Here is a 14,527-nt window from a genome sequence, read left to right as displayed (position 1 = left end):
CTAGGTTCCTTTGCGGGAACCTAGCCGTTTCTGTTGCAGCGGACCTAGCCGCCGATGAGGTCGTTGATCACGATCGTCTGGTCGCGGTCCGGCCCGACGCCGATCGCGGAGAACCGTGTACCGGACATTTTCTCCAACGCGCGCACGTACGTCTGCGCATTCTCGGGCAGGTCCTCGAGGGTGCGCGCTCCGGTGATGTCCTCGGTCCAGCCTTCGAAGTACTCAAAGATCGGCTTCGCATGGTGGAATTCGGTCTGGGTCATGGGCATCTCATCGTGGCGGACGCCGTCGACGTCGTACGCCACGCACACCGGGATCCGCTCGATACCGGTCAGGACATCCAGCTTGGTCACGAAGTAGTCGGTGAACCCGTTGACGCGGGAAGCATGGCGCGCCAGCACGGCGTCGTACCAGCCACAGCGCCGTGGACGTCCGGTGTTCACACCGAACTCACCGCCGGTTTTCTGCAGGTAGATGCCCATCTCGTCGAACAGTTCGGTGGGAAACGGCCCGGCACCGACGCGGGTGGTGTACGCCTTGATGATGCCCACGGCGCGGTTGATGCGCGTAGGCCCGATGCCGGATCCGACGGACGCCCCACCGGCGGTGGGGTTCGACGACGTCACGAACGGGTAGGTGCCGTGGTCGACGTCGAGGAAGGTCGCCTGCCCGCCCTCCATGAGGACCACCTTGCCGGCGTCGAGCGCTTCGTTCAGCACGTAGGTCGAGTCGATGACCAGCGGCCGGAGCCTTTCGGCGAAGGAGGTGAAGTACTGGACAATCTCCTCGACCTCAACGTCGCGGCGGTTGTAAACCTTGACCAGGAGTTCGTTCTTCTGCTTCAGCGATCCCTCGACCTTCTGGCGGAGAATCGATTCATCGAAGACGTCCTGCACCCGGATGCCCAAGCGTGCGACCTTGTCCATGTACGCCGGGCCGATGCCGCGCCCGGTGGTGCCGATGGCACGCTTGCCGAGGAAGCGTTCGGTGACTTTGTCGAGGACCTGGTGGTAGGGGGCGACCAGGTGCGCGTTCGCAGAGACGCGCAGCTTCGAGGTGTCCGCCCCGCGGGCCTCGAGCCCCTCGATCTCCTGAAAGAGCGCCTCGAGGTTGATGACGCAGCCGTTGCCGATGATCGGTACGGCGTTGGGGCTGAGAATGCCGGCGGGAAGGAGCTTGAGCTCGTACTTCTCACCGCCGACGACGACGGTATGCCCGGCGTTGTTGCCGCCGTTCGGCTTCACGACGTAGTCCACGCGCCCGCCTAGCAGGTCTGTGGCCTTGCCTTTGCCTTCATCGCCCCATTGGGCTCCGACAATCACAATTGCTGGCATGGGATCCTCCCCCATTGTTTGGCGGCAACTTCAGGCGCGCCGCGAGCCGCGCCAAGTGTGCCGCCGTGCATGAGAATGCCCCAAGGCTTCCGCAAGCGTTCTCCGCTTCGAAGTCCGGGGCTCTTACCACGCAAGTTTAGCGGACTTCGGTTTGGGGATGCTGTCGGCACAAAGCAGTTGTTCATACAACGCCGCCGCCGCGACCTGACGTCAGAACAGGTCGGAGCTGTTGATGAATCCGACCACCATGGCCGTCCACCAGCAGGTCTGTGAGATTGCGAGGCAGATGAGCAGGTGAATCCGCATACCGGACGGCACGTCACCGAACCTGGTTCCCGCCGGCATGGAATTCAACCGGCGCATGCACGGAATCAGGAGAATCCCGTTGAGCATCAGCACCAGGACGGCCGAGACCTTGACGATGGTCAGCGGATTCTCCATGGCCGGGTTGACCAGGGCGCCGGTGACCAGCAGGCCGGCCAGCCCACCCCAGATGATCGGCATGGCGGCTGACTCGATTCGGCTGGTTTCTACGAGCTTGCGTCGTGAGATCAGCCAGAGGAATCCCACCCAGTCGACGAGGAGGACGGCACCGAATGCGGCTACCAGGGAGATGGTGTGCGCAATCAAGGCAATCTTCGCCACGCCCGGATCCACACGCAGGGCGGCGCCAATCGATACGGAAAGGATCCAGGCCGCGGTGGCTCCCACGGCCAGAAGGGCGATTCGCGGGGGCGAATACGTTGTACGCAGCGCAACGCGGGGAAGAGCGGAATCCATGATCTTCAGCTTCTGTCGTGAGCGACCTTGTCGCAGTGGAGGTAGAGGAAAGTGTGTCTCCGGCTCCTTGTCTGTTGTCCCCCAACAGCGGCTGAGGACTGCATTTTACGCCCGTGCTGACCCGCCAACAAGGAAAATTACCTTCACCAACTAGGTAGTGCACTGGTGCCGATACTGCTCTGCGCGATAGCGTTCGGCCATGCCAGATTCCCAGCCCCGAGCCCGGATCGGCATCTCCGGCTGGCGCTACGCACCGTGGCGCAAGTCCTTCTACCCGAGCGGCCTTCCGCAGCGGCTCGAGCTTGAGTACGCCGCATCGCAGTTGGACACCATTGAGATCAACGGGACCTTCTACTCGCTGCAGCACCGGGACAGCTTCCTCCGCTGGCGTGACAGCGTGCCCGCCGATTTCAGGTTCTCCGTCAAGGGCCCGCGCTACATCACGCACATGCTCGGGCTGCGAAACGCCGACACGGCGCTGGCCAATTTTTTCGCGTCGGGCTTGCTGGCCCTGGGCCCGCGCCTGGGGCCGGTTCTCTGGCAACTGCCGGCCACCCGCCGCTTCGATCCTGAGCTGCTGGAGAACTTCCTCTCCCTACTGCCAACAACGACGACGGCGGCCGCCAAGCTCGCGCGCGGCCACGACGAGCGGCTCAAGGACCGCGATTGGGTCACCACGGACGCGGAACGGCGCATTCACCACGTACTCGAGCCCCGCCACGAGAGCTTCGGCAGCGAGGAGAGCCTGGAGATCCTGCGCCGCCACGCCGTCGGGCTGGTGGTGGCCGACTCGGCAGGAAAGTGGCCCCAGTTCCGTGAGGTGACCGGCGACGTCGTCTATGTCCGGCTGCATGGCAGCACCGAGCTCTACACGAGCGGTTACACGGATGCGGAACTGGACGAGTGGGCTGCGCTGTGCGGCGGCTGGCTGTCCGGCAAAACCTGCCCGGACGGCCGCGGGCGCGAGGTCTACGTGTATTTCGACAATGACGTGAAGGTGCACGCCCCGTTCAACGCGATCGGCCTCGCGGAGCGGTTTGGGCGTCGGTGAAGCCTGCGGCCGAACTGGCGGCGCCGAGCTTGTCAGGGTTTCTGACCAGGTATACGCCCGTCACGCAGTCATTACTCGACTGAATCAGTGCGACGACGTCAATCCTCGTTCCGCTGAAGACAACGAGGGCGGGCATGCCGTTCAGCAGTGTGGCCTCCACCCGCATCTCCGGAACGGGAGTCTTGGCAATTCCCAGAAGGAAACGAGCGATGTTGTCCGCACCGACCACAGGCTTGCGGGCCGCCGAGACCTTCCCTCCGCCGTCGGAAAGAAGGACCGCTCCCGGGGCGAGAACATCCATCAGGGACTGCATATCGCCGCCCAGAAGGGCCGTAAGGAACCGGTCAGAGACCGCTTTCTGCCTTTGCGCATCCACGTCGAACCGGGGTTGCCGCGCGCGAACGTGGGCCTTCGCCCGGCTCGCGATCTGGCGGACGGCTGCATGCGTCTTTCCGGTGGCCTCAGCGATTTCCGCGTAGGGAAAATCGAAAACCTCACGCAAGACGAACACAGCGCGCTCATCCGGGGACAAGGTCTCCAGCACCACGAGCATCGCGAAGGACAGGGACTCGCTCAGTACAGCGTTATCGGCGACATCAGGAGCGACGACGATGGGCTCAGGAAGCCAGGGGCCTACGTAATCCTCGCGTCTGCGCTGAGCCGTGCGCAGGGAATTCAAAGCTTGCCGCGTCACGGTCTTGGCAAGATAGGCGCGCGGATTCTGGACCGTTGCGGCGTCAACGTCGGTCCACCTGAGGAAACTGTCCTGAAGGACATCCTCGGCATCCGTCGCCGTACCGGTGATCTCGTAGGCAATGGTGAAGAGCAGCGAACGGTGTTCCTCGAAAAGACCAGCGGCGCCCACAGTTCTACCTCGCCTCCGCTGGCTGGGGGCCTTTCGGCCAACTGTACGAACCGCTTCGACGAAGCTCACTCCTGATCCAGGACAACGTCATCCTGCACACCTGCGCCTTCGTCATCCCTGCCAGCCGACCCTTCAGTACGACGCCGCGGGGGCGGTCATCCGCCCGAACGGCCTGAACGAGTCCTGACCGGCGCCCCAAGCTGATGCACGTGAGCATATACCCTGCCGAGAGCGGCACCGGCGTTCGCCCGTCGAGCCGAGCCAGGATGCTGTCGGCCGCGTGGGCACCCAACGGCAGGGCTGTCGCACAACTCATACGCAGGTGACCAGCGACGGCTTCCGGGGCTCGGATCGCGTCGCCCGCGCCGAAGATGTCGGGGTATCGCAGACACCTTAAAGATTCGTCGACCAGGAGACGCTCGCGGGAATCGGTAGGCAGCCCGCTGTCTCGGGCCAGGCTGGGCGCGCTGAGCCCTACAGTCCACACAGTGCAGGCCGATCCCAGGGAGGTGCCGTCCGACCTTTGAATCGAAGAAGTATCGCACCGTTGCACGTCCGTATTCTCCATCATCTCGACGCGGAGAGCTGACAGCCGTTGTGTGATCGCGCGGCGCCCTGGTTCTGACAGATGTTCGGCGATGCGCCCGCGGGAAAGGAGCCGCACGGCCAACCGGGGGTGCTGTTCAGCGATCTCGGCCGCCACCTCGATCCCCGTCAGGCCTGCCCCAACCACGCTGACCACTGAACCCGGATCCAACCGGAAGAGCCGGGCCCGTAACCGATCGGCGTCGTCGTGGCTGGTAAGGGCGAACGCCCCGGTGGGGACGTTCGACTGTTCGTGCGTGCTGCCCACCGCATACAGCAGCAGATCGTATTCGAGCGGCATGGGGTCACCGGTCAGATGCACCCTGCGACGCTCAGGATCGACACGGGAAGCAGTACCTTCAACCATTACCACGCGCTCATGGAGGAGCGAGCGCATCGGCACAGACGCTGACTCCCGGCTTCCTGCTGCGACCTCATGCAGGCGGATCTTCTCCACGAAATCGGCCACCGGATTGAGTACGGTCACGCTGACAGATCCTTGCATCCGCTGATCTCCAGCGATCCTGTTGGCGGCCATCACTCCTGCGTACCCCGCACCGATGATGACCACACGACTGCATGTTGACACTTGGTCCTCCCAGATTGAATTGCTTCTACGCACATGAGACACCGCCGACGTCCCCGATGTGACAGCTACCGTGACGCCCTGCAGACGCCGGTGGCGATGACCGAACAAGTTGCACCCGCGGAAACCGTCAGCTGACGGATTAGACACCCATCCTTTGACTCCCGTTCATTCCGCCGGGAAAGAGTCGATAGTGCTCTCCGCCCAACAGGGCAACCCCCAACAGGAAGTTCAGTTTCGTGCGCCAATCGCCTCTTCCCGAAAGATTCCGCTTATCCCGGCCGTTATGCCTGACCGCCGGCACTATGGTTCTGCTGGCCATCAGCTCCATGGTTGGCCCTGCCGCCACTGCCGCTCCAGCACCGGCCCTGCAGCCCGACCCGACGCTGAAAACAGCACCGCTGCAGATTACGGAGGTCACACCCGACACCTCCAACATGGGCGGCGCCGACGCCTTTGAGTTCATCGAGGTCTACAACGCCTCGTCGGAGTCCGTCGATTTCAGTGACTACACCTTGCGCTACCTCTACCCTCGCGTGGACCTCAGCAACTCCAACGTGGTGGACTGGCCCGCCAAGCAGCGGAATGTTTCCATCGCTCCCGGAGCCACACTGGTCTTCTGGATCAAGAACGGTCGTAACGACTCACTGACTGACGTGGACTTCAATGCCAAATTCGGCACTTCCCTCGTCATGAACGAGAACCTCGTGGAGATCTTCACCGGTGGCATGGCTAACGGCTCGCCGCGCGGTCTGGAAATTTCAACCAACACGGGCTTCGGCCTCAACCGTGCCTATTACAACCTCGACGGCGCCGACAACACCGTCCCTGATCAGGGCATCCACTACGCGGTCAACCCTGATGATCCGACCCGCCAGACGCTGATCACGACAGCTCCAGCTACGCCCGGCGAGGTTACCCCGGATCAGGTTCCTTCCGGGCTCGTGGTGCTTCCGCCGGACTCGATTGCCCCGTCGGTGACCGATACGACCGCTGGAAGCATCGATCCCATGGCTCCTCCCGGCGTGCTGACGCTGGACATCAAGAACACTGAGGTTCGGGAACGTTTCACCGCCACCGGCGACGACGGCACCGACCAGATGGCGCTCGGCATCAACTCCCCGACCTACCGCGCCTGGTTCGACCAGTACAAGGGTCTGCCTGGTCGGGCCCCAGCTCCAGAGAATCCACACGCCGTGACCGTAGCGGAGCTCGGTGAAACCTGGTTGACCACCAACTTCTGGATGGGTGCCACCGGCTCTACTGTGCAGGTGTCCATTGATGGCGGGAAATCTGCGGACGCTACACGCACCCAGTCAATGACGGCAGGCGATGTACCGCTGATCGGAGCAGAGTACACCGATCCAGTAGCCACTCTGGAACAGCTGGTGCACGGCGGCGGCGTCCACGACCGCACGTCTCATCTGTGGCGCCTCAAGCTACCCAGCGACTTGGCCATCGGCAAGCACACCGCCACGGTGACCGCGACCGACGTTCACGGCCGGGAGTTCACTGAGATGATCACCTTCGAGGTCACCGAGTAATCTCTCGCTCGATACGACATCGGGTGGTTGTCTCCGCGGCAACCACCCGATGTGCGTCTCGGCACCGGCGGCTCCCATCTACGGTCCAGAAGACGGAACACACGGGGCCTCCGCGTTGTTGTACAGAGTGATGACAACGGCATACCAGGACCTGGATCTGACCGCTATTTCCCCTACCCGCCTGTGGGTTCCCAAGCACGTGATGATCACGCGGGCCGCAGCCGATCTACCCCACACAGCCGAGATCATTCGCCGATGCGAAGGTGCCGGCGTCGACGACATTCGATTCATGCCCGGGAATGCCCTGACCGGCCTTCGCGGTGAGAGTGACCGCGAGACCTACGCATCGGCGAAGAACACCCTCGCCGTAGTGGTTGCCCCTCCCAGCACCCTCAAGCCGCAGCCCATCCCGCCGAGCGCCGACTGGCGGATTGATCTTGCCAAAGGTTGCCCTGCGCACTGCCAGTACTGTTATCTCGCCGGCTCCCTACAGGGCCCGCCCATCACCCGGGTGTACGCCAACATCGACGATGTGCTGAACGGGATCTCCACCCACGCCGGCAGAGGCTCAGTCACGCGGGGAACCCCTGAGCGCGGCGTCGAGGGTACGACTTTCGAGCTGTCCTGCTACACCGATCCACTGGGAATCGAGAGCGTGACCGGCTCGCTTGCCGCCGCAATCTCCCGCGTCGGGTCGGGTGAGTTTGGAAGCGACGTGTCGTTGCGCTTCACGACGAAGTTCGACGACGTCGGTGAGTTGGTGGCGCTCGACCACGCCCGTAGGACGCGGGTCCGGTTCTCGGTGAACGCTGCAGAGGTAGCGAACCGTTTCGAAGGTGGGACCGCACGCATGCCCGCGCGGCTCGCGGCGCTGCGCACCATGGCGAGTGCGGGTTACCGGGTTGGCCTCACAATCGCGCCCATCATGCCGATACCTGGTTGGCAGGAGCAGTATGGCGCCCTGTTGGATGACGTTTCCGACGCAGTCGCCGGCATCGCCGACCTCGATCTCACGGCTGAAATCATCACGCACCGCTTCACCCCCGCAAGCAAGGAGGTGCTGCTGGGGTGGTATCCCCGGACCAAACTGGAGATGGATGAAGATCTCCGCAGTCAGAAGCGTTCCAAGTTCGGCGGAATCAAATACGTGTATCCGAAACAGACCATGACGGAAATGCGCGAGTGGTTCACCGACGAGCTGCAGCGGCGCCTGCCGGCTGCGCGGCTTCTTTACTGGACTTGAGCTGAGCTTTCACATAAGCAGTTGATTCTTCGCTGTGGCGATCCTCGGCGAGATGGTCAAGGATGAAGTTATGGACATCACTGACAACGGACCGAAGCCGAATTCTTTCAACATCGAGAGCGCCACGACGGAAAACTCTGCCTACCGCCGCGTCGCCTGGACGGGCAAGCATCTGCAGGTGACGCTCATGTCGATCGAGCCGGGCGGTGCGATCGGCCTGGAAGTGCATCACGGCACGGACCAGTTCCTGCGCATCGACGCCGGAAAGGGTCGCGTGAAGATGGGACCCTCGAAAGACGACCTCTCCTACCAGCAGGAAGTCGAGGACGGCTGGAGCATCCAGGTGCCCGCCGGAACCTGGCATGACGTCGAGAACACCGGGGATGAGGCACTCCGTCTCTACACCATCTACGCGCCCACGCACCATGCGCAGGGCATTGTGCAGGACACCCCCGAAGACGCCGAGAAGGACGAGGACGAGGGCCGCGACGAGCCGCCGAGCTGGGTAGAAGAAGTCGACGACAAGGGTGAAGAGTCTGCTTAAGTATCCGCAGTCATAACAAACGACGACGGCGCCGCACCCCTGATGGGGCACGGCGCCGTTTCGTTGGATCGGCAGAACCTAGACCAACGCTGTCTGACGTTCTTCCACGAGCTTGCGCACGTCCGAGAACAGCGGATGCTCAGACGTAAGACCGGTGATCCGCTCGGTTGCTTCCGTTGCCTCCGACGACTTCAGCATCTGCTGCAACTCGACCGCTTCAGCGTCCGCGGGATCGTCGAAACGCAGTGCGGAAGAGATCGCTCTCAGCAGCGCCTCCGGGGTGGTGCCCCGTTCGGCGAGCTCCGCAGCCGGACCGATGAACCTTTCGTGGCGACTGAGTTTGCGCAGCGGCGCCCTGCCCACCCGGTTCACCGTGTCCGGCAGGTGCGGATTGGTGAAGCGGCCCAGAATCTTCTGGACGTAGGCTTCCTGCTCACCCGCGTCGAAACCGTGTTTGGCAACCAGCAGCTGCTTGGTCTCATCGAGTACAGCGCGAACGTCGGCGGCAACCTGCGGATCAGCCATGGCATCGGAGATCTTTTCCAACCCAGCCTGATAGCCGAAGTAGGCCGTCGTCGCGTGGCCGGTGTTGACCGTGAACAGTTTTCGCTCAATGTATGGGCCGAGCTTGTCAACGAACAGTGCACCCGGAATCACCGGCGCACTGTCGCCGAACGGAGTCCGGTCGATGACCCATTCGTAGAACGTTTCCACCGTGACATCGAGGCCCTGCCCCGCCTCCTGGTTCGGGACGATCCGGTCCACCGCCGTGTTGGCGAAGACCGCGCGGTCAGCGAGCTGGCCGGTGCCGGAGTCCCACGAGCCCTCGATCGCCTCGCGCAGGATGTCCGTTGCATTGATTGCGTTTTCACACGCCATCACCTGCAGCGGAGCGGAGGCTGCGGCCCGGGCGGCCAACCCTCTGGCGATCACCGGAGCAACGAACTTCAGGATGTGCGGCCCCACCGCCGTGGTGACGATGTCAGCGGTGCTGATCTCCTCAATCAGTCGGCTCTCCTCGGTGTTTGAGTTCACCGCCCTGAAGTTGTCGACCGAGTGCACTGCGGGCTGGTCCCCCACCTCGTGGACACGGTAGCTGTCCGCGCCGGCCAGGTCATTGATCAGCGCGTCCGCCACATCTGCGAACACCACCTCATAGCCCGCCTGGTGGAGGAGCAGCCCGACAAAGCCGCGCCCGATATTGCCTGCTCCGAAGTGGACTGCCTTCACTATGCGTTGACCTTCCTGAAGATTTCGAGGATCTCCTCTGCCGAAGTTGCGGCCTCCAACTGCGCCACCTGCGCCTTGTCTGTGAATACCTTCGCGATGGAGGACAGGATGTGCAGGTGCTCGTTGTTCACGCCTGCGACGCCGACCACGAACTTGACCTCCTTGCCGTTCCAGCTCAGGCCCTCAGGGTAACGAACCACGGAAACTGCCGACTTGCGGATGTGGTCCTTTGCCGCGTTGGTGCCGTGCGGGATAGCCAGGAAGCTTCCCATGTACGTCGAGACGGATTCCTCGCGCTCATGCATCGCGCGGATGTAGTCCTCATCCACAGCACCGCGGGCCAGCAGCAGCTGCCCCGCCTCATCGATGGCCGCGTCACGGGAGGTAGCGGAACCGCTGAGCACAACGCTCTCTGCCACCAGGATGTCCGACGGCGACTCCTCGCTCTGCGCCGAAGCTCCGGCGGCATGCCGGGCAGACGTAGCGGCGGCATCCTCATCGGCGACGGCGCCGGCCGGATGGGCTTCGGACGCGTGCGCTCCACCGAAGGAACCGGCATCCGCATCAGGGCCGGCTGACGCAGCGGCGCCAGTTGCAGCCTTCTCGCTGCGGCTCTCCTTGACCAACTCCACGATTTCTTCGTACCGGGGGCTGTTCATGAAGTTGTCCACCGAGACATGGACGGCGCTCGACGTCGCGGGCTTGGCCCGGTCGGTCAGGTCCTGGTGTGTGACCACGACGTCGTAATCGTCGCGAAGGTTGGCGATCGATGCGTTGGTGACCTTCACGTCCGGGTAACCGGCAGCCTTGATCTTGTTCCGGAGTACCGAGGCGCCCATGGCGCTCGAGCCCATGCCGGCGTCGCAGGCGAAAACAATGTTCTGGATCGGTCCGGCCATCACCGCGACGTTGCCGGCGCCGGTCAGGGACGAGGCAACCGAGCTCTTCTTGCCTTTCATCGATTCCATCCGGGAAGTGGCGGCGGCGAGGTCGTCGTCGTCGCCCTCCTTGCGCTTCGCGGTCTTCAGGATGACAGAGGCCACCAGGAAGGACACTGCCGCTGCGAGGACGACCGAGAGGACCACTCCGAAGTAGCTGTCGCGGGCGGTCTGTGCGAGGACAGCGATGATGGACCCCGGAGCAGCCGGGGCCACCAGGCCGGAGTTGGTGACGGCGAGCGTGGCGATTCCGGTCATGCCGCCGGCAATGGCGGCAAGGATCAGCAGCGGACGCATCAGGACGTACGGGAAGTAGATTTCGTGGATGCCGCCGAGGAAGTGGATGATCGCCGCACCGGGAGCCGAGGCTTTGGCAGCACCACGGCCGAAGAACATGTAGGCCAGGAGGATGCCGAGGCCCGGGCCGGGATTGGCCTCGAGCAGGAAGAGGATCGACTTGCCCTCTTCCAGCGACTGCTGGACGCCCAACGGGGTGAGCACGCCGTGGTTGATGGCGTTGTTCAGGAACAGCACCTTCGCGGGTTCAATGAAGATGCTGGTGAGCGGCAGAAGGCCGTTGTTGACCAGGAACTGAACAACGTTTCCGGCGGCCGTGCTGAACGCCTCGACCAGGGGCGAGATCGCATAGAAGCCGAGCAGGGCGAGCAGCGCTCCCCAGATACCGGCCGAAAAGTTGTTGACCAGCATCTCGAAGCCGGGCTTGATCTTGCCGTCCCAGATCTTATCGATTTTCTTCATGGTCCAGCCGCCGAGCGGGCCCATGATCATGGCGCCGATGAACATCGGGATGCCGGCACCCACGATGACGCCCATGGTGCCGATGGCGCCGACGACGCCGCCACGGACGTCGTAAACCATTCGGCCGCCGGTGTAGGCAATCAGGAGCGGCAACAGGTAGGTGATCATGGGACCGACGAGGCCGGTGTTCGGATCACCTTCCGCGTTGGTGCCGAAGCCGCCGAGCTCGGGTACCGGTAGCCAGCCCTTCTCGATGAAGAGCGCGGTGATGATGCCCCACGCAATGAACGCACCGATATTGGGCATGATCATGCCGGACAGGAACGTCCCGAATTTCTGGACGCCAACCCTCATACCGCCGCGGGGCTTTGCAACTGTTTCTGTTGCCATGTGATTTCCTAACCGTGATTCCTGCGCCTGCGCAGGATGGTCCGATAGATGTGGAACTAGCGCTTCGCGGCTCCCCCGAACTCCGCTCGTTCGTCCGGTGACCCGCTGTGGTTGCTTAAGTGGGACTGGTGGAGATCCGGTGGAGCCACTCAAGGAAGAGCTTGAGTTCGGAACTGGACAATTGATCGGAGTGCGAAGCCTGCAACGCAGCATTCAACGCGATCGCGGCCACCACAACCGACGATCTTCCGGAATCCCCGCCCCCATTCTGCTCTGCCTGGTCCGAGGACACCGCGTAGATCATGGCGTCCCTGGTCATTGTGGAGAGGTCGAGGTTCCGGTCAACAACAGGCTCTGCGATCAGCATGAGTGTTACTCCCACGTTCGCGGCCAGGATGCTCCTGGCCGCCTCCCGCGGTTGAACGCTCAACTGGCCGGCAGCAGCAGCCTTGTTCAGCATCTCCTCCATGAGCGCCTCAGCATCCGCGACGATCGCAGGGCGGCTTTCCGGACGGATATTGCCGAACATCACCAGGTAGAGCTCAGGCTGGTTGAGCCCGAACTGCACGTGGTTATCCCACATCCGCCGGATGTCCTCCAGCGGCTGACCGGACGGGGCGAAGTCCCGCTCGCCCGCAACGTACTCTTCGAACCCTGCCGAAACCACCGCATCGAACAGCCCCTCCTTGTCACCGAAATGGTGATAAAGGGTGGGCGCACTGACTCCCGCCAGCTGAGTTATCTGGCGGGTTGACACGGGAGCTCCGGCGGAATTAGCCAGCAGTTCTGCGGCTGCCCGGAGCAGTCTCATCTTCGCCGGTGGCTGGCCTTCGAAACTCATGGCCGCTAGCCTAGCACCTATAGCAACGCTATATGAACTGCGTCACAGGCTGATTTCGTTAGAGTAAATTCTTGCGGGGCGACACATATCGGTAGGAAACGAGGACCTTCAGTGCAGAACTTTCAAGGAGTAGGCGTCAGCCCGGGCCGAGTGATCGGACCGGTTCGCCAGATGCCCAAACCCGTCAGCGAGCCTCCCTCGGGTGAGCAGTTGAGCTCCGGTACAACGGCCGAGGAGGCGACGGCGGAACTCAAACAAGCCGCGTCCGCGGTCCATGATGAGCTCAAGGCACGCGCTGAGCGCGCCTCCGGGGACGGAAAGGCCGTCCTTGAGGCGACGGCGCTGATGGCCAAGGACACCATGCTGCTGAAGGGCGCTGCAAAGCTGATCGCCAAGGGGACCTCCAATCAGCGGGCGGTCTGGGAATCCGCTGCCTCCGTGGCCGAGATGCTGCACAACCTCGGCGGGTACATGGCCGAGCGCGCTACCGACGTGCTCGACGTCCGGTCCCGCATCGTCGCGCAGCTGCGCGGGCAGGCGGCTCCCGGCATACCCGCCTCTTCGACGCCGTTCGTGCTTGTTGCCGAGGACCTTGCCCCTGCTGATACAGCGACGCTCGATCCGGGACTCGTCCTTGCCCTCGTGACCTCCGGCGGCGGACCCCAATCCCACACCGCCATCATCGCCCGCTCCCTCGGCCTTCCCGCCGTGGTGGCGGCGCGCGGGGTGGACGACCTGCCGGACGGCGCCGAGGTCTACGTTGATGGCGCGGCGGGCGCCGTCGTCGTCGAACCCGGCGAGACCGAACGGGCCGCTGCAGTCGCGTGGACAGAAACGGCGTCGCTGCTGGCAGACTTCGACGGCCAGGGCACGACGGCGGACGGCCACCTGGTCCCGCTCCTTGCCAATGTGGGCGGCGCCAAGGACGCAGTTGCGGCCGCAGGGCTCGGCGCCGAGGGCATTGGGCTGTTCCGTACGGAATTCTGCTTCCTGGAGCGGGACAGCGAACCCAGCGTGGACGAGCAGGCGGACGCTTACCTGGGCGTCTTCGCAGCGTTCCCGGGCAAGAAGGTGGTCCTTCGCACGCTGGACGCCGGCGCTGACAAGCCGCTCCCCTTCCTGACCGACGCAACCGAGCCCAATCCCGCCCTCGGCGTCCGCGGTTACCGGACCGACCTCACGTCTCCTGGAGTACTCAAGCGGCAGCTTGTTGCGATCGCGCGTGCCGAACAGCAGTCAGAGGCCGATGTCTGGGTCATGGCGCCGATGATCTCCACGGCTGACGAAGCTGCGGACTTCAGCTCCATGTGCGCTGAAGCCGGGCTGAAGACACCGGGTGTCATGGTTGAGGTACCGTCCGCGGCACTTACGGCGGATACCATCCTGAGCGAGGTGTCCTTTGCGAGCCTCGGAACCAACGACCTCACCCAGTACGCCATGGCAGCGGACCGCCAGCTCGGCCCGCTTGCCGCGCTCAACACTCCGTGGCAGCCGGCCGTGCTGCGGCTGGTACGACTCTCGGTGGAAGGTGCCGCCGCGGAAGGCAACTCAAAGCCGGTGGGCGTCTGCGGTGAGGCAGCTGCTGATCCGGCTCTCGCCGTCGTTCTGGTGGGTCTGGGGGTCAGCACACTGTCGATGACGGCGCGTTCACTGGCCGCAGTCGCAGCGGTGCTCAAGACCGTGACCCTGGAGCAGGCGCAGGAGCTCGCGCAGCTGGCGCTGGCCGCGCGAACCGCGGACGAGGCCCGGAGCCGGGTGCGCGAAAAGCTGCCGGTGCTTGAGGAACTGGGGCTCTGAGCTTGACGCGCCCTGCCCGCCGGGCATGGAATCGGGTATC

General features: G+C 63.7%; 12 protein-coding genes. 5 read left to right on the top strand and 7 right to left on the bottom strand.

The window, feature by feature from the left end; all coding sequences use genetic code 11:
* Positions 1–44: 44 nt before the first annotated feature.
* Together M1D74_RS01275 and M1D74_RS01270 are read right to left on the bottom strand one after the other, a co-directional pair.
* A complete protein-coding gene (locus tag M1D74_RS01275) occupies positions 45–1,334 on the bottom strand; it encodes an adenylosuccinate synthase (protein WP_309124009.1) in 1,290 nt (429 codons plus the stop codon).
* A gap of 210 nt (positions 1,335–1,544) precedes the next feature.
* The gene (locus tag M1D74_RS01270) at positions 1,545–2,114 is read right to left on the bottom strand and encodes a hypothetical protein (RefSeq protein ID WP_309070717.1); all 570 of its coding nucleotides are present in this window, start codon (positions 2,112–2,114) and stop codon (positions 1,545–1,547) included.
* 199 nt (positions 2,115–2,313) lie between these two features.
* On the opposite strand from M1D74_RS01270, the gene M1D74_RS01265 reads away from it, so the two are divergent.
* Positions 2,314–3,165 (top strand): DUF72 domain-containing protein, encoded by an 852-nt coding sequence (locus M1D74_RS01265; protein WP_458116222.1) that lies wholly within the window; start codon positions 2,314–2,316, stop codon positions 3,163–3,165.
* Here M1D74_RS01265 and M1D74_RS01260 read toward each other — a convergent pair.
* Both M1D74_RS01260 and M1D74_RS01255 read right to left on the bottom strand, forming a co-directional pair.
* Positions 3,125–4,030, bottom strand: a complete 906-nt coding sequence (locus tag M1D74_RS01260; RefSeq protein WP_458116221.1) for an RNA polymerase sigma-70 factor — start codon at positions 4,028–4,030, stop codon at positions 3,125–3,127. The two genes, M1D74_RS01265 and M1D74_RS01260, sit on opposite strands and share 41 nt — an antisense overlap.
* A gap of 4 nt (positions 4,031–4,034) precedes the next feature.
* Positions 4,035–5,153: an NAD(P)/FAD-dependent oxidoreductase gene (locus tag M1D74_RS01255; protein ID WP_458117214.1), complete on the bottom strand. Its 1,119-nt coding sequence runs from the start codon at positions 5,151–5,153 to the stop codon at positions 4,035–4,037.
* Between the two features lie 353 nt (positions 5,154–5,506).
* Here M1D74_RS01255 and M1D74_RS01250 point away from each other — a divergent pair, with 353 nt between their 5' ends.
* The 3 genes from M1D74_RS01250 (at position 5,507) to M1D74_RS01240 (ending at position 8,532) form a co-directional block, all read left to right on the top strand.
* Entirely contained in the window at positions 5,507–6,745 is a 1,239-nt protein-coding gene (locus M1D74_RS01250; protein WP_458116220.1) for a calcineurin-like phosphoesterase C-terminal domain-containing protein, read from the top strand.
* 130 nt (positions 6,746–6,875) lie between these two features.
* Positions 6,876–7,988 carry a spore photoproduct lyase family protein gene (locus tag M1D74_RS01245; RefSeq protein ID WP_458116219.1) on the top strand — a complete coding sequence of 371 codons (1,113 nt, stop codon included), beginning with the start codon at positions 6,876–6,878 and terminating at the stop codon, positions 7,986–7,988.
* Between the two features lie 70 nt (positions 7,989–8,058).
* Positions 8,059–8,532, top strand: coding sequence for a cupin domain-containing protein (locus tag M1D74_RS01240; protein WP_458116218.1), 474 nt, complete (start codon positions 8,059–8,061; stop codon positions 8,530–8,532).
* 78 nt (positions 8,533–8,610) lie between these two features.
* Here the strand turns inward: M1D74_RS01240 and M1D74_RS01235 are convergent, their stop codons facing one another.
* The 3 genes from M1D74_RS01235 to M1D74_RS01225 all read right to left on the bottom strand — a co-directional run bounded on the left by M1D74_RS01235 (position 8,611) and on the right by M1D74_RS01225 (position 12,690).
* Positions 8,611–9,762 (bottom strand): mannitol-1-phosphate 5-dehydrogenase, encoded by a 1,152-nt coding sequence (locus tag M1D74_RS01235; RefSeq protein WP_458116217.1) that lies wholly within the window; start codon positions 9,760–9,762, stop codon positions 8,611–8,613.
* Positions 9,762–11,849, bottom strand: a complete 2,088-nt coding sequence (locus M1D74_RS01230; RefSeq protein WP_458116216.1) for a PTS mannitol transporter subunit IICBA — start codon at positions 11,847–11,849, stop codon at positions 9,762–9,764. Before M1D74_RS01230 ends, M1D74_RS01235 begins: the two co-directional genes overlap by 1 nt.
* 115 nt (positions 11,850–11,964) lie before the next feature.
* Positions 11,965–12,690, bottom strand: coding sequence for a TetR/AcrR family transcriptional regulator (locus M1D74_RS01225; protein ID WP_309124003.1), 726 nt, complete (start codon positions 12,688–12,690; stop codon positions 11,965–11,967).
* A 111-nt stretch (positions 12,691–12,801) separates the two neighbouring features.
* Between M1D74_RS01225 and ptsP the strand changes: the two genes are divergently transcribed.
* Complete coding sequence (ptsP, locus tag M1D74_RS01220) at positions 12,802–14,487, top strand: phosphoenolpyruvate--protein phosphotransferase (RefSeq protein WP_458116215.1); 1,686 nt, start codon at positions 12,802–12,804, stop codon at positions 14,485–14,487.
* The last annotated feature ends 40 nt before the right edge of the window (positions 14,488–14,527 follow it).

The sequence above is a fragment of the Arthrobacter sp. D2-10 genome (assembly GCF_054161285.1).
The sequence above is the reverse complement of the archived record's forward strand: the minus strand, read 5'-3'. Positions and strand labels throughout refer to the sequence as shown.

What these genes read in the sequence shown, in the direction of transcription:
- M1D74_RS01225 (WP_309124003.1), bottom strand. Translation starts at nt 12,690, where the DNA reads ATGAGTTTCGAAGGCCAGCCACCGGCGAAGATGAGACTGCTCCGGGCA.
- M1D74_RS01245 (WP_458116219.1), top strand. Translation starts at nt 6,876, where the DNA reads ATGACAACGGCATACCAGGACCTGGATCTGACCGCTATTTCCCCTACC.
- M1D74_RS01255 (WP_458117214.1), bottom strand. Translation starts at nt 5,153, where the DNA reads ATGGCCGCCAACAGGATCGCTGGAGATCAGCGGATGCAAGGATCTGTC.
- M1D74_RS01275 (WP_309124009.1), bottom strand. Translation starts at nt 1,334, where the DNA reads ATGCCAGCAATTGTGATTGTCGGAGCCCAATGGGGCGATGAAGGCAAA.
- M1D74_RS01240 (WP_458116218.1), top strand. Translation starts at nt 8,059, where the DNA reads ATGGACATCACTGACAACGGACCGAAGCCGAATTCTTTCAACATCGAG.
- M1D74_RS01265 (WP_458116222.1), top strand. Translation starts at nt 2,314, where the DNA reads ATGCCAGATTCCCAGCCCCGAGCCCGGATCGGCATCTCCGGCTGGCGC.
- M1D74_RS01250 (WP_458116220.1), top strand. Translation starts at nt 5,507, where the DNA reads ATGGTTCTGCTGGCCATCAGCTCCATGGTTGGCCCTGCCGCCACTGCC.
- M1D74_RS01230 (WP_458116216.1), bottom strand. Translation starts at nt 11,849, where the DNA reads ATGGCAACAGAAACAGTTGCAAAGCCCCGCGGCGGTATGAGGGTTGGC.
- M1D74_RS01270 (WP_309070717.1), bottom strand. Translation starts at nt 2,114, where the DNA reads ATGGATTCCGCTCTTCCCCGCGTTGCGCTGCGTACAACGTATTCGCCC.